This is a genomic window from Thermoanaerobacter kivui, from assembly GCF_000763575.1.
GTDB lineage: Bacteria > Bacillota > Thermoanaerobacteria > Thermoanaerobacterales > Thermoanaerobacteraceae > Thermoanaerobacter > Thermoanaerobacter kivui.
The window spans coordinates 138493-162696 of sequence record NZ_CP009170.1; the positions used below are offsets into that span (position 1 = coordinate 138493).

At 35.8% G+C, this 24204-nt stretch carries 28 protein-coding genes; 27 read left to right on the top strand and 1 reads right to left on the bottom strand.

Annotated features, from left to right (window positions below; genetic code table 11):
* Window position 1: 1 nt before the first annotated feature.
* The 21 genes from TKV_RS00685 to wecB all read left to right on the top strand — a co-directional run bounded on the left by TKV_RS00685 (window position 2) and on the right by wecB (window position 17511).
* Window positions 2-244: a HypC/HybG/HupF family hydrogenase formation chaperone gene (locus TKV_RS00685; RefSeq protein ID WP_049684338.1), complete on the top strand. Its 243-nt coding sequence runs from the start codon at window positions 2-4 to the stop codon at window positions 242-244.
* Entirely contained in the window at window positions 222-1280 is a 1059-nt protein-coding gene (gene hypD / locus TKV_RS00690) for a hydrogenase formation protein HypD (protein WP_049684339.1), read from the top strand. The genes TKV_RS00685 and hypD overlap by 23 nt, the downstream gene beginning before the upstream one ends.
* A gap of 17 nt (window positions 1281-1297) precedes the next feature.
* Window positions 1298-2287: a hydrogenase expression/formation protein HypE gene (gene hypE / locus TKV_RS00695; protein ID WP_049684340.1), complete on the top strand. Its 990-nt coding sequence runs from the start codon at window positions 1298-1300 to the stop codon at window positions 2285-2287.
* Window positions 2288-2615: 328 nt separating this feature from the next.
* Window positions 2616-3161, top strand: coding sequence for a GNAT family N-acetyltransferase (locus tag TKV_RS00700; RefSeq protein WP_049684341.1), 546 nt, complete (start codon window positions 2616-2618; stop codon window positions 3159-3161).
* Between the two features lie 21 nt (window positions 3162-3182).
* On the top strand, window positions 3183-3314 hold the full coding sequence (locus TKV_RS13745) for a hypothetical protein (protein ID WP_268870084.1): 132 nt from the start codon (window positions 3183-3185) through the stop codon (window positions 3312-3314).
* A gap of 106 nt (window positions 3315-3420) precedes the next feature.
* Window positions 3421-3771 carry a response regulator gene (locus TKV_RS00705; RefSeq protein ID WP_049686156.1) on the top strand — a complete coding sequence of 117 codons (351 nt, stop codon included), beginning with the start codon at window positions 3421-3423 and terminating at the stop codon, window positions 3769-3771.
* Window positions 3772-3897: 126 nt separating this feature from the next.
* Window positions 3898-4749, top strand: coding sequence for a class II fructose-1,6-bisphosphate aldolase (locus tag TKV_RS00710; protein ID WP_049684342.1), 852 nt, complete (start codon window positions 3898-3900; stop codon window positions 4747-4749).
* Window positions 4750-5082: 333 nt separating this feature from the next.
* Entirely contained in the window at window positions 5083-6621 is a 1539-nt protein-coding gene (gene rho / locus TKV_RS00715; protein ID WP_049684343.1) for a transcription termination factor Rho, read from the top strand.
* A gap of 271 nt (window positions 6622-6892) precedes the next feature.
* Entirely contained in the window at window positions 6893-7102 is a 210-nt protein-coding gene (rpmE, locus tag TKV_RS00720) for a 50S ribosomal protein L31 (RefSeq protein WP_049684344.1), read from the top strand.
* A 70-nt stretch (window positions 7103-7172) separates the two neighbouring features.
* On the top strand, window positions 7173-7754 hold the full coding sequence (locus TKV_RS00725; protein WP_049684345.1) for a thymidine kinase: 582 nt from the start codon (window positions 7173-7175) through the stop codon (window positions 7752-7754).
* A 15-nt stretch (window positions 7755-7769) separates the two neighbouring features.
* Window positions 7770-8696, top strand: coding sequence for a DUF1385 domain-containing protein (locus TKV_RS00730; protein ID WP_049684346.1), 927 nt, complete (start codon window positions 7770-7772; stop codon window positions 8694-8696).
* Window positions 8683-9522 (top strand): peptide chain release factor N(5)-glutamine methyltransferase, encoded by an 840-nt coding sequence (gene prmC, locus TKV_RS00735; RefSeq protein ID WP_049684347.1) that lies wholly within the window; start codon window positions 8683-8685, stop codon window positions 9520-9522. Before TKV_RS00730 ends, prmC begins: the two co-directional genes overlap by 14 nt.
* A 48-nt stretch (window positions 9523-9570) precedes the next feature.
* Window positions 9571-10641 (top strand): peptide chain release factor 1, encoded by a 1071-nt coding sequence (gene prfA, locus TKV_RS00740; protein WP_049684348.1) that lies wholly within the window; start codon window positions 9571-9573, stop codon window positions 10639-10641.
* Between the two features lie 688 nt (window positions 10642-11329).
* Window positions 11330-12052 carry a ZIP family metal transporter gene (locus TKV_RS00745; protein WP_049684349.1) on the top strand — a complete coding sequence of 241 codons (723 nt, stop codon included), beginning with the start codon at window positions 11330-11332 and terminating at the stop codon, window positions 12050-12052.
* Window positions 12053-12082: 30 nt separating this feature from the next.
* Complete coding sequence (locus TKV_RS00750) at window positions 12083-13147, top strand: L-threonylcarbamoyladenylate synthase (RefSeq protein WP_049684350.1); 1065 nt, start codon at window positions 12083-12085, stop codon at window positions 13145-13147.
* Window positions 13144-13596 (top strand): low molecular weight protein arginine phosphatase, encoded by a 453-nt coding sequence (locus tag TKV_RS00755; RefSeq protein ID WP_049684351.1) that lies wholly within the window; start codon window positions 13144-13146, stop codon window positions 13594-13596. Before TKV_RS00750 ends, TKV_RS00755 begins: the two co-directional genes overlap by 4 nt.
* Window positions 13597-13604: 8 nt before the next feature.
* Complete coding sequence (gene rpiB, locus TKV_RS00760; RefSeq protein WP_049684352.1) at window positions 13605-14051, top strand: ribose 5-phosphate isomerase B; 447 nt, start codon at window positions 13605-13607, stop codon at window positions 14049-14051.
* 51 nt (window positions 14052-14102) lie between these two features.
* On the top strand, window positions 14103-14735 hold the full coding sequence (upp, locus tag TKV_RS00765) for a uracil phosphoribosyltransferase (RefSeq protein ID WP_049684353.1): 633 nt from the start codon (window positions 14103-14105) through the stop codon (window positions 14733-14735).
* A 36-nt stretch (window positions 14736-14771) separates the two neighbouring features.
* Entirely contained in the window at window positions 14772-15215 is a 444-nt protein-coding gene (locus TKV_RS00770; protein WP_049684354.1) for a deoxycytidylate deaminase, read from the top strand.
* A gap of 68 nt (window positions 15216-15283) precedes the next feature.
* Window positions 15284-16324: a glycosyltransferase family 4 protein gene (locus TKV_RS00775; RefSeq protein ID WP_049684355.1), complete on the top strand. Its 1041-nt coding sequence runs from the start codon at window positions 15284-15286 to the stop codon at window positions 16322-16324.
* A gap of 32 nt (window positions 16325-16356) precedes the next feature.
* On the top strand, window positions 16357-17511 hold the full coding sequence (gene wecB, locus TKV_RS00780; protein ID WP_049684356.1) for a non-hydrolyzing UDP-N-acetylglucosamine 2-epimerase: 1155 nt from the start codon (window positions 16357-16359) through the stop codon (window positions 17509-17511).
* Window positions 17512-17533: 22 nt separating this feature from the next.
* On the opposite strand, the gene TKV_RS00785 is transcribed toward wecB, so the two are convergent.
* Window positions 17534-17830, bottom strand: a complete 297-nt coding sequence (locus TKV_RS00785; protein ID WP_049684357.1) for a hypothetical protein — start codon at window positions 17828-17830, stop codon at window positions 17534-17536.
* A 363-nt stretch (window positions 17831-18193) separates the two neighbouring features.
* Between TKV_RS00785 and TKV_RS00790 the strand changes: the two genes are divergently transcribed.
* From TKV_RS00790 to TKV_RS00815, 6 genes are all read left to right on the top strand, one after another.
* Window positions 18194-18946 carry a YwmB family TATA-box binding protein gene (locus tag TKV_RS00790; RefSeq protein ID WP_049684358.1) on the top strand — a complete coding sequence of 251 codons (753 nt, stop codon included), beginning with the start codon at window positions 18194-18196 and terminating at the stop codon, window positions 18944-18946.
* Between the two features lie 7 nt (window positions 18947-18953).
* Window positions 18954-20204, top strand: a complete 1251-nt coding sequence (gene murA, locus TKV_RS00795) for a UDP-N-acetylglucosamine 1-carboxyvinyltransferase (RefSeq protein ID WP_049684359.1) — start codon at window positions 18954-18956, stop codon at window positions 20202-20204.
* An 84-nt stretch (window positions 20205-20288) separates the two neighbouring features.
* Complete coding sequence (locus TKV_RS00800) at window positions 20289-20651, top strand: OPT/YSL family transporter (RefSeq protein ID WP_049684360.1); 363 nt, start codon at window positions 20289-20291, stop codon at window positions 20649-20651.
* Window positions 20652-20706: 55 nt separating this feature from the next.
* Complete coding sequence (locus TKV_RS00805) at window positions 20707-21048, top strand: PqqD family protein (RefSeq protein WP_049684361.1); 342 nt, start codon at window positions 20707-20709, stop codon at window positions 21046-21048.
* A 135-nt stretch (window positions 21049-21183) separates the two neighbouring features.
* Complete coding sequence (gene ald, locus TKV_RS00810; RefSeq protein ID WP_049684362.1) at window positions 21184-22308, top strand: alanine dehydrogenase; 1125 nt, start codon at window positions 21184-21186, stop codon at window positions 22306-22308.
* A gap of 122 nt (window positions 22309-22430) precedes the next feature.
* A complete protein-coding gene (locus TKV_RS00815; RefSeq protein ID WP_049684363.1) occupies window positions 22431-24131 on the top strand; it encodes a PEP/pyruvate-binding domain-containing protein in 1701 nt (566 codons plus the stop codon).
* The last annotated feature ends 73 nt before the right edge of the window (window positions 24132-24204 follow it).

Here is a 24204-nt window from a genome sequence, read left to right on the forward strand (position 1 = left end):
CATGTGTATTGCTGTGCCATCAAAAGCGATAAAAATTGAAGGTAAAGTTGCAGAGACAGAGCTTGGTGGCGTCATAAGAAGGGTATCCATAGAAATGGTTCCAGATGTTAAAGTTGGAGATTATGTTATGGTTTATGCGGGACTTGCCATAAGCGTTGTAGACAAGGAAGAAGCGGAAATGGAAAGGGAGCTTTGGGAAGAGGTTACGGAGGTTTTAAAGGATGCAGCAAACCGAAATGATTAAAAAAGCTAAAGAAATAATTGATATTTTAAATCCGGGTATGCAATTTAACATAATGGAAGTCTGCGGCTCCCACACAATGGCTATTTCAAAATACGGTTTAAGGCAAATTCTGCCTAAAAATATAAGGCTTATATCAGGGCCAGGATGTCCTGTGTGTGTGACAGCGCAGAATGAAATAGACAGTGTTATAGAACTTGCTAATAAAAATGTTGTAATTGCCACTTTTGGAGACCTCATAAGGGTTCCGGGTAACAAGTCATCACTGCAGGCAGAAAGAGCAGCTGGCAAAGATGTAAAAGTGTTTTATTCGCCTCTTGATGCTTTAGAATACGCTGAGAAAAATCCAAGTAAAGAGGTAGTTTTTATAGGGATAGGATTTGAAACCACTATTCCCACTGTGGCTGTCACTATTAAAGAGGCAGAAGAGAAAAACATAAAAAATTACAGCGTTTACTGCCTCCATAAGACAATGCCTGAGGCTTTAAGAGCACTTCTTGAAGGTGGTTCAAAGGTACAAGGCTTTTTGCTTCCAGGTCACGTAAGTGCAATAACGGGAAGCAAAATATATAAATTTCTTGCTGAGGAATTTGGTGTCGGCGGTGTAATCTCAGGATTTGAAGCATTGGATATTTTAATGAGCATAATAATGCTTCTTAAAAATTACAAAAGTCCTTCAATCGAAATTCAATATAAGAGAGTGGTAAGAGAAGAAGGAAATGTTGAAGCGCAGAAGATAATTGAGGAAATTTTTGAGCCTTGTGACAGCACGTGGAGAGGTCTTGGGGAGATTAAAGGTTCAGGACTTAAGATAAAAGACAAGTATAAAGACTTTGATGCGGCGTTAAAATTTGATATAAAACCAATTGGAGAAGAAATCGAGATAAAAGGTTGCCGATGTGGAGATGTTTTAAAAGGAAATATCTATCCCAACGAATGTCCTCTCTTTGGGAGAGTGTGTACTTCTGAAAATCCTGTGGGACCTTGTATGGTTTCTTCAGAGGGTTCTTGTGCAGCTTTTTATAAGTACGGTGCTTAATGAAAGGATGAGAAGCGATGGATAAAGTTTTGCTGTCCCATGGCGGCGGCGGGACCATGATGGAAAGATTAATTGAAGAAGTTTTTGCTAAAACCTTTGACAATGAATATTTAAATGCAATGGAAGATGCGGCATTGCTTTTTGGAAATATCACTCTTACCACTGACAGCTTCACAGTGAAGCCTATTTTCTTCCCCGGGGGAGATATAGGGCGGTTGGCTGTGTGCGGCACAGTAAATGATGCTTCCATGAGGGGAGCAAAGCCTTTGTTTTTGACTTGCGCTTTTATAATTGAGGAAGGATACCCTATAGAAGAATTAAGACGTATAGTAAAATCTATGGCTGAGGCAGCAGAGGAAGCAGGTGTGAAAATAGTTGCGGGAGACACTAAAGTCGTAGAAAAAGGTGGTGTTGACGGAATATTTATAAACACTTCCGGCATAGGTGTGGTATACGAAAATGCAGATGTATCGATTAAAAATGCGAGGCCAGGAGATGTGGTGTTGATTTCCGGCACAATAGGAGACCATGGAATGGCTATTATGAGTGCGAGAGAAGAATTGCAATTTGACCCTCCCATTTTGTCGGATGTTTCACCTCTTAACAAGTTGATAGAAAAGCTTATGACTTTGGGGAAAGCCGTTAAGGTGCTGAGAGACCCTACAAGAGGGGGAGTAGCAGAAGTACTTTACGAAATATCAAAAATGAGCGGTGTCGGCATTAAAATATATGAAGATAAATTGCCTGTAAAAGCAAGCGTAAAATCTGCCTGCGATTTGATGGGATTTGATTTTTTGCACCTTGCAAATGAAGGAAAGTTAATTGCAGTCGTTGACAGGAAATACGCTGATGAAGCTTTAGAAATCATGAAATCAGATAAATATGGAAAAGATGCAGCGATAATTGGTGAAGTAAATGATTCAAAGCTTGTTACAATCGACACGTTTTACGGTACTTCAAGAATTATTGACAGGCCAATAGGAGAACTGCTTCCAAGAATATGTTAAAATGGGTAAGGAACGGGATAGTTGCCTTTTCTCAGGCCGTAGGCAAAGTCATTTTTAATAAGTCTCCGCTTTTATGTGCAAAGTGCATTGCGGAAGTATCTTAGTGTGCCTGCATTTAATCATAAAAGCAGGAGACTTTAAATACAATAAAAAGGTTTGTCAACAAACCGGGAACGGGATAATTTCCCGTTCTATTTTTATCATTTTATTTTACGTGTACATATATATTGAATGTACTATACAGATATGGTAATATAACGTTAATATAAATTGCTTGTTACAACAAACAATTAATAACTTCTAAGTTTTAAGAAAAGGGTGAAGTAACTTGTTTACAGGCGAGAAGGTAAGACTTAGGGCTTATAGAAAGGAGGATGTGGAATTGGCTTTGAAATATATAAATGATCCAGAGTTAAAAAGGTATTTGAAGCCAGGAATTCCATATCCTTTAACATTGGAGGATGAATACAGATGGTTTGAAAATTTATCTTCTTCAAAGGACACATATAGTTTTGCAATCGAGACGCTTGAGGATGGAAAGTACATAGGAGGCTGTGGAATAAATAAAGTTGACTGGAAAAATAAAGTTGCAGTCGTGGGAATTTTTATCGGTGACAAGGAATATTGGGGAAAGGGATATGGAACAGATGCAATGAAAGTACTGATAAGATTTATATTTGAACAGATGAACATGAACAGAGTAGAATTATACGTGTATTCTTTCAACACTCGTGCTATAAAATCTTACGAAAAATGTGGGTTTGTAAAAGAAGGTGTGTTAAGAAAAAGGTTGTTTAGAGATGGCAAATATTATGATGAGTATGTAATGAGCATATTAAAAGAAGAATTTGATGAGAAATATAACAAAGCATAGTAATCATAGGTTTGGTTATAAATGCATAAATTGGCATTAGTGAGTGGCGATATTACAAAAAATCCCGAGCATGTGAAGCGAAATTTAGATTTATTAGAGATGGATATTGACGAAAAAATAGTAGACAAAGCAATAGTAATTGCTAATGCCTAAATTTTTTTAATAAATTTTTAATTTAAAAAGAGGAATATTTATTTTTTTGTAGAATATTAATTATTGTGTGTTAAAAAAAGATTATGGATGTAAAAAGGTGGCAAAGATGGGCAGGATTTTGGTTTTAGATGACAACAAGGGAATTTGTAATTTATTAGAGGAGATTTTTACAATGGATGGTCACGAAGTAAAAGCCTACAGTGATATTAGCCATTTTGACAGAGAATTAGACAAATTCAAACCAGATGTAGGCTTATTTGACTTACACATGGCAAGCGATATGTTAAAAATTGTTAGAAAGATTAAAAAAATCCACCCAAATATAAAAAGTATCATTATGTCGGCTGATGAACCCGAGGCACCTTTTACGGAATTCCCTTTTATATCTAAACCTTTTGACATAATAGCGTTAAAAAATTTAGTTTATGATAACCTAAAAGAGCAAATGGTTGTATAAAAGGTACGCATGTACCTTTTTTATAATTTTCTTGAGCTGTTTTCAAACAAATGTTATAATGAAAAAGTAAAGTTACATAATAAAGATAGTATTTTGAAATCAGGTCTAACAAAGGAGTTGTTTGAAATGTTGGTAACAGGTATAGAAATACTAAGCAAAGCTCATAAAGAGGGATATGCAGTTGGCGCTTTTAACACCAGCAATTTAGAGATTACTCAAGCAATTGTTGAGGCGGCAGAAGAGACAAAATCTCCTGTTATTATTCAAGTCAGTGAGGGAGGATTAAAATACGCCGGCATTGAGACGATTTCAGCGATAGTAAGGACAATGGCTGAAAAAGCTTCTGTTCCGATTGCGCTTCATCTTGACCATGGTACAGATTTTGATATTGTGATGAAGTGCTTGCGAAATGGTTGGACTTCTGTCATGATGGATGCGTCTAAATTACCCCTTGAAGAAAATATTAGAGTTACAAAAAACGTGGTACAAATTGCCCATGGCATGGGAGTTTCTGTTGAAGCTGAAATTGGCAAAATCGGTGGTACAGAGGATAATATCACGGTAGATGAGAGAGAAGCGGCTATGACTGACCCTGAAGAAGCCTTAAAATTTGCGAAAGAAACAGGAATAGATTATTTAGCTATAGCCATCGGAACAGCCCATGGACCTTATAAAGGAGAGCCCAAACTTGACTTCGAGAGGCTTAAAAAGATAAAGGAAATGCTCAATATTCCGCTGGTTTTGCACGGAGCTTCAGGTGTCCCTGAAGATGCTATAAAAAAAGCCGTAAGCTTCGGCATAAACAAAATAAATATAGATACAGACATAAGGCAGGCTTTTGCGCGCAGACTTAGAGAATTATTAGAGAAAGACCAAGAGGTATATGACCCCAGAAAAATTTTAGGGCCTTGCAAAGAGGCGATGAAAGAAGTAATTAAGCAAAAGATGATATTGTTTGGCGCAGCAGGAAGAGCGTAAAATATTGGCGGGTGCAGACCCGTTTTTTTATATTTTATGTATATTTTTTTATAAATTGTCAATTATAAATTTAAAAGAGAGCAAAAAAGAAGAAATAAATACTTGACATTCCCAAAAAATATAAATAAAATAAAATAAGTACGGTATTATACGTATTCATTTCCCTTCGAAGTTTTTTCAGTCTGCTTGTTTTAATTTTGTAGGTGATTAATCTCTTGAAAAGCCTTTGTATGGCGAAATTCTTCTTTATTACCCAATTTAAGTTTTAGACAAACAATTTTTAGTAATTTAAATTTTTTATTTATAAAAATCTAATTTTTGGGAGGTGTGCTTTTGGACTTTAACATTAATAATTTGGAAAATTTAAGCTTGATGGAGCTTCGAGAAATTGCAAAAGAATTAGGTGTTAAAAGCATCACAAAGTACAGAAAACAAGAACTGCGGGAAAAGATTTTAGAAAAAGCCAATCAGCTCAAAATTGAAGATGTAATTAAAAATGAGCCTAAAGAAGAAGATAAAAATTTAAAACAAAAGGAAGCTGAAGAAAATAAAGAAGGTAGTCTAAAAAACTCTTATGATAAAAATTCAGTTAAAACAGCTGATGTTTCAAAAAATGGCCATGCCAAACTTGTAACTTCTGAAAATACCAAAAACGAGTTGGCAATTCAACCCGCTTCTTCAAAAGAAAATTTGCCACTCATAAAAGAAATTTCTGATCCGTTGAAAGAACTCATAGAGACGCAGGGAGACGTTGTTGCAGAAGGCGTTCTCGATATAATGCCAGATGGTTACGGTTTTTTGAGGGTGGAAAATTTTGTTCAAGGGCCTAAGGATATATACATTTCTCAATCTCAGATAAGACGTTTTAATTTGAAAGTGGGAGATAAAGTAAGAGGTATAACAAGAATTCCAAGAGAAGGAGAAAAATATTCGGCTATATTATATGTGGAATCCATAAATGGCGAAAACCCTGAAAATGCTAAAAAGAGGATTCCTTTCGATGAACTAACTCCTATTTTCCCAAATGAAAAATTAAGATTGGAAACATCACCTACGGAATTTGCTATGAGATTAGTAGATATCATTGCACCGATAGGAAAAGGACAAAGAGGTATGATTGTAGCGCCTCCCAAAGCAGGTAAGACTACTCTTCTCAAAAAAATCGCCAATAGCATTTCAGAAAATCATCCAGAGGTTGTCCTTATTGTCCTTTTGATTGATGAGAGGCCAGAAGAAGTTACTGATATGAAAAGGTCTATAAAAGGTGAAGTAGTGTATTCCACATTTGATGAACTTCCAGAACATCATACAAAAGTAGCTGAAATGGTATTAGAATATGCTAAAAGACTAGTGGAATATAAAAAGGATGTAGTCATTCTCATGGATAGCATTACAAGACTGGCAAGGGCTTACAACCTTATAACGCCTCCTTCTGGAAGAACCCTTTCCGGTGGCATTGACCCCTCTGCATTACACCCTCCAAAGAGGTTTTTTGGAGCTGCAAGGAATATAGAAGAAGGTGGCAGTTTGACTATTCTTGCTACGGCTTTAATTGAAACAGGAAGCCGTATGGATGATGTAATATTTGAAGAATTTAAAGGAACAGGAAATATGGAACTCCATCTTGACAGAAAACTACAAGAACGTAGGATATTCCCTGCAATTGATATATACAAATCAGGTACCAGAAAAGAAGAATTATTGCTTACACAAAAGGAATTAGAAGCAATGTGGATGCTGAGAAAGGCTATGTCCAACTTGCCGCCAGCAGAAGTTACAGAAATGCTCATTGAAAAGTTAGTAAAAACTAAATCAAATGCTGAATTTATTGATATGATAAGGTCCCAATTATATAATAGGCAATATCAATAAATATATTAAGGTATATTAAAAATTTTAACAAAATATATAATTTCTTAATTCAAGGAACCATGAACTTATAGAACCCCTTGGTGGGATTCGCTTACTGTAAGGCTAATTCTAGTCTTGCATAGTTAGACGCCGAAACAATGGTGCGCATAAGGGAGTTGAAAGTATTCACCAACGCATTTGTAGAGAGGATAGAGGGTGTGGATCTTGATATTGTGTATAAGTTGTGTTATAATTTCTGACGTATGAGTTTAGGTTGAAAGAGGTGAAAACTTTGAAAGCGAATATACATCCTACCTACTATCATGATGCTGTTGTAAGATGTGCTTGTGGCAATACTTTTGTAACAGGTTCTACAAAGAAGGAAATTAGAGTAGAAATATGCTCTAAATGCCATCCTTTCTTCACAGGACAGCAGAAAATTGTTGATACAGGCGGAAGAGTCGAAAGATTTAGGAAAAAATTTAATTTGGAGGAAAAATAATTTATCGGTTAGAGTGGATAAGGCTCTAACCTTTTGTTTTTAATTTGACATTGGAAAGGTGGTTTTGTAAATGATATATGGTTCTTTGGACCATGGCTTTATTGAGGTTATAGTCGGTCCTATGTTTAGTGGTAAAAGCGAAGAGCTCATAAGAAGAATTAAAAGGTCTCAAATCGCGAAACAAAAGGTGCAAGTTTTTAAACCAGCTATTGACGATAGATACTCTATTGACAAAGTAGTATCTCACAATGGCACTAATATAAATGCCATAAGCATAGTAAAAGCTTCCGAAATACTTGAACATTTAGAGGAAGATACAGAGGTTATTGCGATTGATGAAATTCAGTTTTTTGACCATGCAATTGTTGATATTGTGAGGGGAATTGCTGATATGGGCAAAAGAGTGATTTGTGCAGGCCTCGATATGGATTTTAGAGGTGAGCCTTTTGGTCCTACTCCAGACGTAATGGCAATTGCTGAATCTGTCGATAAGCTAACAGCCATATGTGTAAAATGCGGTAATCCTGCTACTCGTACACAAAGGCTTATAAATGGAAAACCCGCAAAATATGATGACCCAATAATTTTAGTGGGGGCCCACGAAACATATGAGGCGAGATGTAGAAAATGTCATGAAGTTCCTCGTACATAGAAAAGAGGTGTGATGATGAGAAAAACTGATATAGGCGGCCAAGCAGTAATTGAAGGAGTTATGATGAGAGGCCACAATAGTGTTGCAACTGCTGTAAGGCATGGGGGGGAAATAATTATAAAAAAGGAGTATGTTAAACCTCTTACAAAGAGGAATAAATTTTTTTCTCTGCCTTTTATAAGAGGTACTTTTGCTCTTTTTGATTCTCTCATAATAGGAATAAAAAGCCTTACTTATTCTGCGGAACTTTTTGAAGAGGATGAAGAAGAAAACGTTTCAAAATTCGACTTGTTTTTACAAAAAATCTTTGGAGATAAACTGGATGACGTAATTATGTATTTTTCTGTTGCAATATCACTAATTATTTCCATTATTGTATTTTTCATAGGTCCTACATACGTTGCTGATTATATAAAAATATTTACAAAAAATACCACAATTATAAACTTTGTCGAAGGACTTCTTCGTGTTGTCATTTTTATTTTGTATCTTGTGTTGATATCACAGATGAAGGATATAAGAAGAATATTTGAGTATCACGGTGCCGAACACAAAGCCATTCACTGTCTCGAACATGGAGAAGATTTGACAGTGGAGAATGCGAGAAAATACACTACTCTCCATCCCAGATGTGGAACAAATTTTCTTTTTATAGTCATGATTGTCTCTATTATAGTTTTTTCTTTTTTAAAATGGCCTGCTCTCTATATAAGAATATTAAGCAGAATCTTTTTGCTTCCTGTGGTTGCAGGCATATCTTATGAAATAATAAAAATTGCAGGGCGGAGTGACAATAAAGTAATAGCAGCTTTTGTTTATCCTGGCTTACTTTTGCAAAAGCTTACCACAAGGGAGCCTGATGACAGTCAAATTGAAGTTGCAATTGCTTCTTTGAAGAGTGTTTTGGAAGATGAGGGAGGACGTGAATTTGAAAGTATATGAAGCAGTAAATTTGGGGGCGGCAGAGCTTAAAGGAATTTGTGCAAACCCCAAATTTGAATCTGAATTACTCCTTGCTTACTGCCTTGGGATTGATAGGACAAAGCTTATACTTAAAAAAGAGGAAAAACTTGAGGGAAAACAGCTAAAAAAATTTTTAGAACTTTTAAATATGAGGAAATCCCGCATACCCTATCAGTACATTGTAAAAAAACAGCATTTTATGGGGTTAGAATTTTTTGTAGATGAGAATGTGTTGATTCCCAGGCCTGATACAGAGACACTTGTAGAAGAGGTATTAAAAAGGTTGAGAAAAGGCGATGTTATCATTGATATTGGTACGGGTAGTGGGGCTATAGCCATAAGCATAGCTAAATATTTTAAAAATTGCACAGTGTACGCTGTTGATATTAGCAAAAAAGCTCTTGAAGTTGCTAAGTACAATGCTAAAATGCACGGTGTTTTAGATAAAATAGTTTTTATAGAAAGCGATGTTTTTTCTAATGTTTCAAAAGATTTAAAGTTTGATTTTATTGTGTCAAATCCCCCCTATATTAAGAGAAGTGAGATTGAGACTCTTCAGAAGGAGGTAAAAAAAGAGCCTATTATTGCATTAGATGGAGGACCCGATGGGCTTTTATTTTACAAAAAAATTATAAAAGAAGGTCCTTTTTATATAAATATAGAAGGTAATATAGTATTTGAAATAGGATATGGACAAAAGGAAGCAGTGACTGATTTATTAAAAAAGAACGGTTTTGAGGATATTGAAGTGATAAAAGATTTAAGCGGCATTGACAGAGTGATAATTGCAAAATACAAGTTATAGTTTTCACAAAAAATAATATGTGGTATAATCAATCTTTGAGGTGAGATGATGATTGATAAATTACAAGCAATAGAAGACAGGTATGTAGAATTGAGCCAAAAAATAAGCGACCCCGAAATAATCTCAAATGTGAACGAGTGGAGAAAGTATGTAAAAGAACATGCAGCCATTGAGGATATTGTATTAAAGTACAGGGAATACAAAAAAGTGATTGAAGATATAAATTCTACTAAGGAATTGCTGTCCAGTGATGATTTGGAACTGAGAGAAATGGCGGAAGAAGAGCTTTTAAAATTGGAAGAGAAAAAAGAGGAATTATTAAAGGAAATAAAAGTTCTTCTTATACCTAAAGACCCTAATGATGAGAAAAACGTCATAATGGAGATAAGAGCAGGAGCAGGAGGAGAAGAAGCAGCCCTTTTTGCCCATGACCTTTTTAGAATGTATTCAATGTACGCAGAGAAAAAAGGATGGAAAGTGGAAATAATGAGCTCAAATGAAACGGATATAGGAGGATTCAAAGAAGTAATTTTAAATATTTCTGGAAAGGGAGCTTACAGCAGATTAAAATACGAAAGCGGTGTTCATAGAGTCCAAAGAGTTCCAACTACAGAAGCAGGGGGAAGAATTCACACTTCAACTGCGACAGTGGCAGTTTTGCCTGAGGTGGAGGAAGTAGATGTACAAATAAATCCAAATGATATAAAAATAGATGTTTTTAGATCTGGCGGTCATGGTGGACAGAGTGTAAATACAACGGATTCGGCTGTGAGAGTTACTCATATCCCAACAGGAATTGTGGTAACTTGCCAAGATGAACGGTCTCAGATTCAAAACAGGGAAAGAGCTTTAAAAATTTTGAGAGCAAAGCTTTATGAAATGGCTTTAGAAGAACAGGAAAGAGAAATTGCCGAGACCAGGAAGTCTCAAGTAGGAACCGGTGAGAGAAGTGAAAGGATAAGAACTTATAATTTTCCCCAGGGTAGAGTCACTGACCACAGAATAGGATTGACTTTGTATAGGTTACAAGAGGTGCTTGATGGTGACCTTGATGAGATTATAGACGCTTTGATTTTGAATGACCAAGCGGAAAAACTCAAAAACATGAATCTAAACTAAAGGACAGGCATTTTGTTGACAAACCTTTTTATTGCAATTAAAGTTTCCTGTTTTTATGCTTAGGTGCAGGCTCACGTATCTAAGTCGTGTCATAGGCTTCCTTTGGGCAGCTTCCGAATTTGCTTTCTTTCTTAATATGAAAGACAATTTTGTTCTAAGTTCAAGAAAATTTTTTAAGTTAGTACATATTTTTTTAAGACTGCTCATGGGAAGCTACTTTTCCAAAACTTCGCCAAGCCGTCTCCGATACTTCCGCAATGCACCTTGCGCATAAAAGCGGAGACTTATTAAAAATGATTTGTCTGCAGTGTGCAAGAACAGGGAAGCCTGTTCTTTTTATTTTGTAAAATGTGTTTATAGCAATATTTTGTCAAAAAGTCGTAAAGTGTGTATTATCAAAAAAGATAGGCATAATTAAAATTTTTGTGCTTGACTAAATAGTCATTATAAATTATAATTATAAAAAAATACTTTAGTAAGCTAAACTAAAAAAATAGCAGTATGCAACAAAATACCTACAATTTGACATTGCCCCCCAGCTGTCCTCTATAGAGGATGCTTTGTTCGCTCGATGGTCCTCCTACCTTCGAGCGAATTTTTTTATGTCCAATCATAATGCTTATTAGGGATTAATACATTTAAGGTAGAGTATATTTTATGTTTAAAGCGTAAAAAGGAGATGTTTTATATGTCTACCTTAAATGCCATGATAATAGGTTCTTTGGTGGGGGTAATTGGCACAGGATTAGGGGGAGCGGCCACTTATTTTTTTAAAAATCCTTCTAAAAAATTTTTCAGTGGACTTATGGGAATTGCTGCAGGTTTAATGCTTTCCATTGTAGCATTTGACCTTTTGCCTCATGCTTTTGAAATAGCAGGACTTTCTATGGCGATAATTGGTATATTAATAGGGGCTATCTTGGTTTCACTTTTTGATATGTTAATTGCTGAAGGAGGAATTACTAAAAATACATATATAAAGGAAGGTATACTTTTAGGTATTGCAATTGCTCTGCATAATTTTCCTGAAGGGCTGGCGATAGGCTCCGGCTTTATGGTTTCTAATTCTTTAGGTGCCAGTATCGCACTTGTTATAACTTTGCATGACTTTCCTGAAGGTTTGGCAATGGCAACTCCTCTATCTATAGGGGGTGTATCCCCTTTTAAGAATGTAGTATACACTGTACTTGCAGGAATCCCTACGGGTATAGGTGCTTTGGTTGGAGTTCTGACGGGAGGTATTTCTCCCTATTTTATTGGCTTAAATTTAGGTATAGCGGGAGGTGCTATGCTTTATGTGACTTGTGGAGATATGATTCCACAGGCGAGAAATATTTATAAAGGAGAAATTTCTATTTTGGGGATGATATTAGGTATTATAGGTGGTATAATAATAACAAAGTATTTATGATCTATAGCTTTTTACCAAGGAGTGCCATATATGACGAAAATAATAAAAATTGATAGAAATAAACCAGATGTTAGCCTTATTGATTTTGCAGCGGAAGTCATACGAAAAGGAGGACTTGTGGCGTTTCCTACTGAGACTGTCTATGGCATTGGGGCAAATTCTTTTGATATAGAGGCAGTGAAAAAAATTTTCATAGCAAAAGGAAGACCACAAGACAATCCTCTCATTCTTCACATAGCAGATATTGAAGTAGTGTATGACCTTACTTTACATGTCCCTGAAAAAGCTAAAGTGCTTATGGAAAGGTTTTGGCCAGGTCCATTGACACTTATTTTTAAAAAATCCGATAAAGTTCCTTCGGTTAATACAGCTGGAATGGATACTGTTGCTATCAGAATGCCTTCAAATAAAATAGCCCATCTTTTAATTAAAAGGGCGGGAGTCCCCATATCTGCCCCCAGTGCTAATGTTTTTGGGAAGCCCAGTCCTACAGACGCCTCACATGTTATTGAAGATTTATACGGAAAGATTGATGTAATAATAGATGGGGGAAAATGTGACGTTGGTGTGGAATCGACAGTTTTGGATTTGACAGAAAAAGTGCCAGTAATTTTAAGGCCAGGAGCAGTCACCGTAGAAATGCTAAAAGGATTGATAGGGGATGTTTTAATAGACCCTTCTCTCTTAAAAAAGCCAGATGAAAATATAAAACCTAAATCCCCAGGGATGAAGTACAAACATTATTCTCCTAATGCAGAAGTGTACATAGTAAAAGGAGACCTTAAAAAAGTTGTTAAAAAAATTCAAGAATTGACAGAAGAACAATTGAAATACGGCAAAAAAGTTGGTATAATGGCAACGGTACAAACTTCGACACAGTATAAAAATGGAGAAATTATTGTCGTAGGTGATAGAGACAAGCCCGAGACGATAGCGAAAAATTTGTTTGAGGTTTTGAGGGAATTTGACAGGCGAGGCGTTGATGTCGTATTTTCTGAAAGCTTCGATTATGACAATATTGGACTTGCCATAATGAATAGACTGGAAAAAGCTGCTGGATATAAAGAAATAATTGCTGAAGGGGAGTCTCAATGAAGGTATTGTTTGTATGTACAGGTAATACATGTAGGAGCCCGATGGCAGAGGGCTTATTCAATGCTCAGGCTAAAGCCTTAGGTAAGGATTTTAAAGCAAAATCTGCAGGAGTTTTTGCGCCGGAGGGTTTTTCTGCTTCACAAGAAGCGATAAAAGTATTGAAAGAAGATTACAATATTGATATATCGAATCACAAGTCAAAAAGTCTCACACGACAAGATGTGGAACAAGCCGATTTGATTTTGACAATGTCAAATTCTCATAAACGCAGCATACTCATGCAGTATCCTGAATATTCTCATAAAGTTTTCACCATAAAGGAATTTGTAGGATTAGATGGTGAAGTAGAAGACCCTTACGGTATGCCTATAGATGTTTACAAAAAGACGGCTGAAGAGTTAAATGGCTTAATATCAAAAGTTATACAAAAGATTTCACAAGAAAGGTAGGGTGTGTTATGATTGCATTAGGTGCTGACCATGGTGGATATGAACTCAAAGAGATTATAAAAAAATATTTAGAGGAAAAAGGAATAGAGTACAAGGACTTTGGCACTTTTAGCACAGAATCTGTTGATTATACTGATTACGCCTTAAAAGTGGCAGAAGCTGTTGCTTCAGGGGATTGCAGCGAGGGAATATTGGTTTGTGGTACAGGAATAGGCATGTCTATTGTAGCAAACAAAGTGCCAGGGATTAGGGCTGCTCATGTGGAGGATGTCTTTTCGGCAAAAGCTGCAAAAGAACATAATAATGCCAATATTTTGTGTATGGGTGGACGTATAACAGGTCCTGGCCTTGCTGTGATGATGGTAGAAGAATGGCTAAACGCTACTTTTCAAGGAGGTCGCCATCAAAGGAGAATTGACAAAATAGCAGATATTGAGAAAAAATACAATAAATAAAAACTTTCGTGTTAATATAATTTCGAATCTTAAATTTACAGGAGGTACAAAATGTATAGAAATGTATATGTCATTGACCATCCGCTTATACAGCACAAAATAAGCCTTATAAGAGATGAAAACACGGGTTCTAAAGAGTTTAGAGAATTAGTTGAAGAAATTGCAATGCTCATGGCATATGAAGTCACAAGAGATTTGCCTCTGGAAGAGATAGAGGTAAAAACTCCTGTCGCAATTGCAAAGACAAAAGTAATTGCGGGGAAAAAATTAGGCATAATCCCCATATTGAGGGCAGGACTGGGAATGGTAGACGGAATGTTAAAACTCATACCTGCTGCTAAAGTAGGTCATATAGGAATTTACAGAGACCCTGAGACTTTAAAGCCTGTGGAGTATTATTGCAAATTGCCTTCTGACATAGCAGAAAGAGACCTTATTGTAGTTGATCCGATGCTCGCTACAGGCGGTTCTGCTTGTGCTGCTATACATTTTCTTAAAGAGAGAGGCGCGCAGAACATTAAGCTTGTGAATTTAATAGCTGCTCCTGAAGGAATTGAAGCAGTGCACAAAGACCATCCTGAGGTTCCTATTTATGTAGCTAGTATAGACCAAGGCTTGAATGAACATGGATACATTGTGCCGGGATTAGGTGATGCAGGAGACAGGCTTTTTGGAACAAAATAATTTGGGCATCTCTTTATTGAAAGGAATGTAGGTTAAATGAGACCTTCATGGGATGAGTATTTTATGCAAATTGTGGATGTAGTTAAGAACCGTTCTACCTGTCTGAGAAGACAGGTGGGAGCTATTTTGGTGGTGGACAAACACATAATCTCTACAGGGTATAACGGTCCGCCGACAGGGCTTTTGCATTGTGAGGAAACAGGGTGCTTAAGAGATCAATTAGGAATACCTTCTGGAGAGAGGCCGGAACTGTGTAGAGGGGTACATGCGGAGCAAAATGCGATTATACAAGCGGCATTGTATGGGGTAAGTACTAAAGGGGCTACTCTGTATGTGAGTGCTAGCCCTTGTGCTATATGTGCTAAGATGCTAATTAATGCAGGAATTAAACGCATTGTATACGAAGAGGAATATTCTGATGAATTGGCTTTTAAGCTTCTAAAAGAAGCAAATATTGACTTAGTAAAAATTGAGAGATAAAATAGTATTGGCATATGTTGAAGCGAATGAATAAGATAGAGTGAAAAACTCCGAAGGAGTGTTAAAAAATGAAAATATACCTTTTATCTTTTGTTGTGGCATTTATAGTGTCACTTATTGCTACTCCCGTAGCGAAAAAATTGGCTTTTGCGATTGGGGCCATTGATATACCTAATGAAGAGAGGCGCATACATACCAAACCTATTCCAAGATTAGGTGGATTAGCTATTTATTTTGGTACCATAACGAGTATATTGTTATTTTTACCCAAAACCCACGAAACCATTGGTATAGTCTTAGGAGCCACAATAATTGCAGTCTTGGGATTGTTTGATGATAAGTACAGTCTTAGTGCAAAAATTAAACTTTTAGGACAAGTTGTAGCAGCCGTAGTACTGATAATAAGTGGTGTGAGAATAGATTGGCTTTCTAATCCTTTTGGAGATGGAATGATATATCTGAAAAGCTGGGTAGCCATTCCTCTTACGCTTTTTTGGGTAGTAGGGATTACGAATACTATGAATCTCATCGATGGCCTTGACGGACTGGCAGCAGGAATAGCAGTCATATCATCGGGTTCTCTTTTTATAGTCTCTCTTTTAAATGGCAGATTTGCAACCGCTGTTATTTCAATCGCTATTGCTGGTGCTGCTTTAGGTTTTTTGCCTTACAATTTTAATCCTGCAAAAATTTTTATGGGAGATACAGGGTCTATGTTTTTAGGATTTGTGCTGGCAGCTATATCCATACAAGGAGCAGTAAAATCAGCAGCGGCAATCGCTATTGCAGTGCCAATTCTTGCCTTAGGAGTTCCGATATTTGACACAGCCTTTGCAATTATTAGAAGATTAATAAACGGCAAACCAATTATGGAGGCAGATAAAGGACATTTGCACCACAGGCTTTTAGAAAAAGGCCTTACACAAAAACAGGCTGTGCTTATAATGTACGGTGTTAGTGTATTACTGGGGATAAGCGCTATATTGATATCTTCCAGCAGTGAAATAAAAGGTTTGATTATCCTCTTTATTTCGATTTTGTTTGTAATGTGGGGTGCAGATAGGATCGGACTTTTGGAAAGGCAAAGGAAAGGTACACAGACTCGTTGACGATTGTATTCTTTTAAGGAGTGAATTAAATTATGGCACTAAAAATCATATCTGTTTTTGGTACAAGACCTGAAGCTATTAAAATGGCACCTCTTATTAAAGCTTTGGAAAGAGAGAAGAATTTTCAATCAAAAGTTTGCGTTACAGCCCAGCACCGGGAGATGCTCGATCAGGTGCTGAGGCTTTTTAATATTACTCCGCATTATGATTTGAACATCATGAAAGAAAAACAGACATTATCTGAAATCACTACTTCTGCCCTTATAGGGCTTGAAAGAGTCTTTAATAGCGAAAAACCGGACCTTGTACTTGTACACGGAGATACTACAACAACTTTTGTTGCTGCATTAGCAGCTTTTTATCACAAAATTAAGGTGGGACATGTAGAAGCAGGGCTGAGGTCTTTTAACAAATGGTTTCCATATCCCGAAGAGATAAACAGAAAGCTTACAGGAGTTTTGACAGATTTACACTTTGCTCCTACAACTACAGCAAAATCTAATCTTTTAAAAGAAGGTGTAAGTGAAGAAAATATTTTTGTTACAGGTAATACTGTTATAGATGCAATGGCATATACTGTAAGGAAAGATTATGTTTTTAGGGATGAACGGCTCAACCAAATTGATTACAATAATAAAAAAGTCATTGTTGTTACAGCCCATAGAAGAGAGAATTGGGGACAACCCCTTGAAAATATATGTAATGCTCTTAAGAATATTGCCAAAAATTACAAGGATACCTATATAATATATCCAGTACACAAAAATCCTGTGGTGAGAGAGACGGTATTTAGCATATTAAAAGGGCTTGACAATGTGCTTCTTCTGGACCCACTTGATACAGACGAAATGCACAATCTCATGGCAAAATGCTATATGGTAATGACAGATTCAGGAGGTTTACAGGAAGAAGTACCTTCTCTTGGCAAACCTGTGCTTGTTTTGAGAGATGTTACCGAGAGACCGGAGGCTGTTGAAGCAGGTACGGTAAAAGTCATTGGAACAGAACAGCAGGTTGTATACAATGAAGGAGCATTGCTTCTTGAAAATAAAGAAGAATATGATAAAATGGCTAATGCGGTAAATCCATATGGTGATGGTAAAGCCTCTTTGAGAATAATTCAGGCGATAAAATATGCGTTTAACTTGACTGACAAAAAACCAGAAGAATATAAAGGCGGGGAATAAACCCCGCTTTTATGAATTTATTTTATTTATTAGCTTCTGCTTTTGTTTGGCTTTTTGCGATTAAGTACCAGATGAAGCCGATTACTATTGCTCCGATGAATCCGCCTATTACGTTGTAATCAGCGACCATCCAGCCCCATTTACCTAGGTAAGCGCCGCCAAGCCATGCTCCGATTAGATGTGCTACAAGTGCTGCCCAATATGTTCCGTAGATTTTATTTAGTTTTTCACCGTAAGATTGTCCGGCTTTGTAGTTAAACAAGGGATGAAATATAAGACTAGATATGATGCCGACCACAAGAAGTGCTACCCAGAACATGGTTTACACCTCCTTATTAAAATATTTTACCCTCTACCTATAATTTTAATTAATAAAAATTATAAAACAAATTTAGATTTTGACCTTTTTTGACCAAAAATCCTCAATAGGAAAATTTATCTATGTTTATCTGACCTTATCTGACCTTTTCTCTTTTTATCTAATTCTTTCTAATAGCTGTCCTTTTTTCCTATTATGCCAGTAATAAAAATTTTTAAAACCTATGAATAAAATTTTTTGTTGTGGTTAATAATTTAAAATAGAAGGGCGGTAGAAATCGGCGAATTCATTCTCCCCCTTGTGGATTCGTCGATATTTTACCGCCTATTCTTTTTGTAAAAAATATATGGCGAGGTATGAGGTATGTTTAAAAAAATAATTACAGGAATAATAATTTTTGTGGGTTTGTTTTCTTTATTAAGTGTCCAGAGGCAAGCTTTTCTTTCTTTTAATGATGATGTAGAACTTGTAAAGAGAAGCTTTTTAAATACTGGTGCAAAATATCAATATGCGAATATAAACGCATGGGCAAAGATTAACAATGATTTTACATCTTTTGACAAGTTGAATGAATATATCGAAGTCGCGATAAAAGCTATGAATATTGACAAAGATAAAGCAAAAATATCTCGCATTGAGGAAAACAATTTTAGACAAGTGGGAGTAGAATATGCGGAAAATACCAGACAGGTAAACATTGCAGTACAAACTTTAAAAAATGGCTCAAAAAGCGAAACATATATGTTGATAGACGAGTATCTTCTTAAGGGATATGACGATGTTTTAAAAGAGAAAAGTCTTATAAATAATTCTTTTAAAATGTTAAAACTAAAAACTAAGATGGCAGTGTGTTTTGTAGGTATTTTTAATGGGAAGTTGAATAAAGAAAAAAATAGTAGTATAGTTAAATTAGTACTTAATGAACTTAATGCACAAAAAGTAGAAGGTATGGAAGATGAGAATGTAACAAGCGTTTCTGCCTATTCTGACAAAATCAAGGAATATATTAAGCTGGGGAGTGAAAAAATAAATTTAAACGTAGCAATAAGATACAGTTCTTTTGACGATAAAACTTATATATGGGTTGCCACGCCTATTATAGCGATAGAATATTAAAAAGAGGGTGATAGCAACGAAATTCATTGTTGAAAAAAGTCCACCCCTTAAAGGAACTGTAAAGATAAGCGGTGCTAAAAATTCTGTCCTGCCTATAATCGCTGCATCTTTGTTGTCCTCAGGAGAAGTGGTGTTAGATGATATACCTAAATTAGAAGACGTCAATGTCATGATAGAACTAATTAAACATTTTGGTGCTATATGTGAATTTGAAAATGAGAGGTTAAAGATAAAGGTTGATATTAAAGACGTTGAAGCGCCATACGATTTAGTAAAAAAAATGAGAGCATCTTTTTTGGTGATGGGACCCATACTTGCAAGGCTTGGTCATGCAAAAATTTCTATGCCGGGTGGCTGTGCCATTGGCTCGAGGCCTATAGATTTGCACTTAAAAGGTTTCCAAACGTTGGGAGCAGATATCACTATAGGGCATGGTTATGTAGAAGCAAGAGCTAAAAAACTTACAGGTAAAAAGATTTATTTAGACTTTCCCAGTGTTGGCGCTACAGAAAATATCATGATGGCAGCAGTATTTGCCGAAGGTGTTACTACAATTGAAAACGCTGCTGAAGAACCGGAAATTGTAGACCTTGCCAATTTCCTCAACAAAATGGGAGCAAATATTAAAGGCGCGGGGACAGACACCATAAGAATTGAAGGAGTAAAAAAGTTAAAAGGTGCTGAGCATACTGTGATACCTGATAGAATTGAAGCAGGGACTTTTATGGTGGCAGCTGCAATGACCGGCGGAAATGTCCTTATAGAAAATGTTATAGTAGATCACGTGAGGTCTATAATAGCAAAACTTACAGAGTGTGGAATTAAAATAACGGAAGAGCCCAAGGGGCTGCGAGTTAAAGGAGTGAAAAATTATAAAGCAGTTGATATAAAAACCCTCCCTTATCCAGGTTTTCCTACAGATATGCAGGCGCAAATGATGGCAATGATGACAGTGGCAAAAGGAACAAGTGTTATAATAGAAACAGTTTTTGAAAACAGGTTTATGCACGTAGATGAGTTAAAACGGATGGGAGCGAATATAAAGATAGAAGGAAGAAGTGCTGTTGTCACTGGAGTAGATCATTTAACAGGGGCGGAAGTTAAAGCAACTGACTTAAGAGCAGGAGCAGCACTTGTATTAGCTGGACTTATTGCGGAAGGTAAAACTGAAATAAATGATATTTATCATATTGATAGAGGATATGTAAAAATGGAAGAAAAATTAAGAAATCTCGGTGCAATCATATATAGAAAATAAAGGCGTTATTTGGACGCCTTTATTTCATGTAGAAAAAATTTTTAGTAGCGGGTATATTTATGGGTATAATGGCAGAAATGATGCATGTTCCTGTGCTTCCTGCTTCCTTTTGCATTAGGACTTTATCTGCCATTTGAACTCAGTGCTGCTATTGTCATCGGCGGTATAATAAGATGGTTTGTGGAGCAAAGGTACAAAAAGGACGAGAAATTGTACAAAGAGAAGACAGAAAAAGGTATTCTTATTGTTTCTGGACTTGTCGCTGGAGATGCCTTAATAGGACTTGTCATTGCTACATTTGCTGGTTTAAAAATAAGTATAGACTTTGCTTCTAATTTGGCTACGAACACTGCATGGTTTGCACCTTGGCTTTCATTAGCAATGTTCTTGCTTGTAGGGTTGTTCCTCTATACTTATACATGTAAAGAGGACAAAGGTCAGGGATAAAGTATAATGCTCCCACCCTTTGGGTGGGAGTGTTGATTTAAAGGGTGATAAAAATATGGCAAAGAAACAAAAAAAGAGCGACAATTTTATGCTTTCTGTTCCGCATTATAGCAAAAAAATAGAATGGAAAAATAAAAACGGAAAAGTCATATTTGTATTTTATCACAACAAGTTAGTTGAAAGGTTAGTGAGACTTTTTGTAAAAAAACCAGAGACAACTACTTTGGAATTATACGAAATAGGAAGTACTGTATGGAATCTTATAGATGGGAAAAGAAATGTCTATGAAATGGGGCAAAAGTTAAAAGAGAGATTTCGAGATAGTGTTGAGCCTTTCTATGATAGATTGATAATTTTTATGAGGTATTTAAATAGAAGAGGATGGGGGAAATACTAAGTAAGTTAACATTATGTTTTTGATGTTTTAAAATTTTTTATAACTTCTATTTTTTGTGGAAGGATTTTTGACATTTTTGTAGAATTAATATATTGAAAAGGTTTTGATAAAAAATGAATAAAGGGGAGATATAGTGTGAAGATTGGCATCCCAAAAGAGATAAAAACTGCAGAAGCTCGTGTGGCTATTACTCCTGCGGGAGTGGAAGTTTTTATAAAAAATGGACATGAAGTATATATTGAAAAAAGTGCAGGAATGGGAAGTGGCATAACTGATGAAGAATATGCAAAGGCTGGCGCTAAAATACTTTCTACTGCAAAAGAAGTATTTGATGTAGCAGATATGATAATGAAAGTAAAAGAACCGCAGCCAAGCGAATATGACTATTTCAAAGAAGAACAGGTTCTTTTTACTTATCTTCATTTAGCTCCTGATAAACAACAAACAGAAGCTCTATTGAGGAAAAAAGTGGTAGGAATTGCTTATGAGACAGTACAACTAGATAATGGAGCTCTTCCTCTTTTGACTCCCATGAGTGAAGTAGCTGGAAGGATGTCGGTGACAATAGGAGCTTATCTTCTCACCAACATAAATGAAGGAAGAGGAATTGTAATGGGGGGAGTCCCAGGAGTAGAGCCAGCAGAAGTGGTAATAATAGGTGGGGGAACAGTAGGTACAAATGCAGCCAAGGTAGCTGTGGGGATGGGAGCAAGAGTTACAATATTGGATGTAAATCCTGCAAGACTTGCATATCTTGATGACATATTTGGAGGACGAGTTACAACTTTGATGTCAAATAGTTTTAATATTGCTCAGAGTGTGAAAAAAGCTGACTTGTTGATAGGAGCAGTTTTGATACCTGGAGCAAAAGCACCAAAGCTTGTGACAGAAGAAATGGTAAAGACGATGAAGAAAGGTGCAGTAATAGTGGATGTTGCAATAGACCAAGGTGGTTGTATAGAGACTTGTGATAGAACGACTTCTCACAAAGACCCGTACTTTATAAAACATGGAGTAGTACATTATTCTGTGCCTAACATTCCAGGAGCTGTTCCGAGAACCTCTACTTTTGCTTTAACTAACGTAACATTGCCTTATGCTTTAGAAATAGCAAATAAAGGATATAAGAAGGCTCTACTTGAGAATAAAGCTTTATTAAAAGGATTAAATGTTTATAAAGGAATGGTAACATACAAACCTGTTGCAGATGCTCAAGGTTTAGAGTATGTCGATCCTGTTGAAGCTTTAGATAAAGAGTAAGATTTTCTGAATGGAAATATCTACCTCTCACAAAGAAATTTTGTGGGAGGTTTTTTGTTGTTTACTAAAAACTCTCATGTTATAATTTGTGTAAAGTTAAAATGTCAATAGGCGGTGAAAAAATGGCTGGGACTTTATTATATAAAGATTATGATCCTCGCTTGAATAAAAAAAATAATGAGAGAATTTTTGGAGAAGGGCATATTGGAGGGAAAGCTTCGGGACTTTGTTTTGCAGAAGAAGTATTAGAAAAATATAACGATGTTTTTAAGCAAAGTGTAAAAATACCTGAAAGCTTTTTTATAGCTACTGATTATTATCAAATGTTTTTAGATTATAATAATTTGAATGATATAACGGAAGATACTCCTTATGAGGAAGTAGAAATAAGATTTAGAGAAGCTAAATTTCCTCCAGAATACAAAAAAATGCTGATAGAGATTTTAAATAAAATGTATTATCCTTTAGCTGTGAGGTCTTCTTCTTTATTAGAAGATAATGTAAAATATTCTTTCGCTGGCAAGTATTATACCACTTTTATTCCTAACAAAGGTACAGATAGAGAAAGGCTTAAACAATTAGAAAAAGCTATTAAAGAGATTTATGTAAGCGTATATGGCCCAGATGCTGTCGCATATAGGAGAAAACATGCTCCTGATCAAAAAGAATTAATGGGGGTAATTGTGCAACAACTGATAGGTTCACAAAAAGGCATGTACTTTTATCCAGAGGTTTCTGGAGTAGGCTTCTCTCGAAACTACAGACGGTGGACTGACAGAATTAAAATAGAAGATGGAGTTGTGAGATTAGTTTTTGGCTTAGGGACAAAGTGTACAGGTAGAGGATATGCGAGAATTTTTTCTCTAACTAATTTGAGACTAAGGCCCGAAGGAAATAATCCTAAAGAAATTGCCAAAAATTCACAAGAAGCTTTTGATGTATTAAATTTAATCACAGGAGAAGTAGATACTTATAACATCAATGAAACACCGCAATTTTTAGCTTATCATGAAAAAATAGGTGATATTGCTCAAATATATTCAAAAAGAGAAAATGCGATTTTTGACATAAATATGCTAAATAGCAGTGATGCCTCTAATAAATATATCTTTACATTTGAAAATTTTCCCAGAAGGCATAAAGGATTTTTTAATATAATTTCTAAACTATTTAAGTATCTCGAAGAAGAGATGGAAATGGCGGTTGATATTGAATTCACTTATGACTTAAAAAAAGGCGAATTTTATCTTCTTCAAACACGACCATTGACTTCTTACGAAAGTTTCAGAAAAGTCCACATTCCTAAGGATATTGAAAAAAAATGTGTCTTGTTGAAAGGGGATAGGATGCTTACAAATGGCATCTTGAAAAACATAAGATATATAGTATACGTAGACCATGAAGTTTATAGCCAGTATAAAGATAAACATGAAATTGCGAGAATAATAGGTAGACTCAATAAAAGTATAGGAGACAAATACATTCTTGTAGGTCCAGGAAGATGGGGGTCCTCCAATCCCTATTTAGGGGTACCTGTTATATACAACGAGATATCTAATGCCGCTATGATTGTAGAACTTGGAATAAAAAATGGCGATTTTATGCCGGAACTTTCTTATGGTACACACTTTTTTGCTGATTTAGATGTAGACAATATTTTGTATATGCCAGTTTTTGATGGATATGAAAATAACATTTTTAACGAAGAATGGTTTAAAAAAGGGGCATATATCGACACAGGAGTAAAAATTTTTGAAGGACGGTTCGACGCCTATTTAGATGGAGATAAAATGATAGGATATGTGATAGCACAAGAAAAATAAAAAAGTCGATTTATGTATAAAAAGATATAAAAATAACAAAAAATGAGACTTAAGTCCTATTTAAAGTACCAAA

Coding starts and splice junctions, on each gene's coding strand:
- TKV_RS00685 (WP_049684338.1), top strand. CDS start 2: ATGTGTATTGCTGTGCCATCAAAAGCGATAAAAATTGAAGGTAAAGTT.
- hypD (WP_049684339.1), top strand. CDS start 222: ATGCAGCAAACCGAAATGATTAAAAAAGCTAAAGAAATAATTGATATT.
- hypE (WP_049684340.1), top strand. CDS start 1,298: ATGGATAAAGTTTTGCTGTCCCATGGCGGCGGCGGGACCATGATGGAA.
- TKV_RS13745 (WP_268870084.1), top strand. CDS start 3,183: ATGCATAAATTGGCATTAGTGAGTGGCGATATTACAAAAAATCCCGAG.
- TKV_RS00705 (WP_049686156.1), top strand. CDS start 3,421: ATGGGCAGGATTTTGGTTTTAGATGACAACAAGGGAATTTGTAATTTA.
- TKV_RS00710 (WP_049684342.1), top strand. CDS start 3,898: ATGTTGGTAACAGGTATAGAAATACTAAGCAAAGCTCATAAAGAGGGA.
- TKV_RS00725 (WP_049684345.1), top strand. CDS start 7,173: ATGATATATGGTTCTTTGGACCATGGCTTTATTGAGGTTATAGTCGGT.
- TKV_RS00730 (WP_049684346.1), top strand. CDS start 7,770: ATGAGAAAAACTGATATAGGCGGCCAAGCAGTAATTGAAGGAGTTATG.
- prfA (WP_049684348.1), top strand. CDS start 9,571: ATGATTGATAAATTACAAGCAATAGAAGACAGGTATGTAGAATTGAGC.
- TKV_RS00745 (WP_049684349.1), top strand. CDS start 11,330: ATGTCTACCTTAAATGCCATGATAATAGGTTCTTTGGTGGGGGTAATT.
- TKV_RS00750 (WP_049684350.1), top strand. CDS start 12,083: ATGACGAAAATAATAAAAATTGATAGAAATAAACCAGATGTTAGCCTT.
- TKV_RS00755 (WP_049684351.1), top strand. CDS start 13,144: ATGAAGGTATTGTTTGTATGTACAGGTAATACATGTAGGAGCCCGATG.
- rpiB (WP_049684352.1), top strand. CDS start 13,605: ATGATTGCATTAGGTGCTGACCATGGTGGATATGAACTCAAAGAGATT.
- upp (WP_049684353.1), top strand. CDS start 14,103: ATGTATAGAAATGTATATGTCATTGACCATCCGCTTATACAGCACAAA.
- TKV_RS00770 (WP_049684354.1), top strand. CDS start 14,772: ATGAGACCTTCATGGGATGAGTATTTTATGCAAATTGTGGATGTAGTT.
- TKV_RS00775 (WP_049684355.1), top strand. CDS start 15,284: ATGAAAATATACCTTTTATCTTTTGTTGTGGCATTTATAGTGTCACTT.
- wecB (WP_049684356.1), top strand. CDS start 16,357: ATGGCACTAAAAATCATATCTGTTTTTGGTACAAGACCTGAAGCTATT.
- TKV_RS00785 (WP_049684357.1), bottom strand. CDS start 17,830: ATGTTCTGGGTAGCACTTCTTGTGGTCGGCATCATATCTAGTCTTATA.
- TKV_RS00790 (WP_049684358.1), top strand. CDS start 18,194: ATGTTTAAAAAAATAATTACAGGAATAATAATTTTTGTGGGTTTGTTT.
- TKV_RS00800 (WP_049684360.1), top strand. CDS start 20,289: ATGTTCCTGTGCTTCCTGCTTCCTTTTGCATTAGGACTTTATCTGCCA.
- TKV_RS00805 (WP_049684361.1), top strand. CDS start 20,707: ATGGCAAAGAAACAAAAAAAGAGCGACAATTTTATGCTTTCTGTTCCG.
- TKV_RS00815 (WP_049684363.1), top strand. CDS start 22,431: ATGGCTGGGACTTTATTATATAAAGATTATGATCCTCGCTTGAATAAA.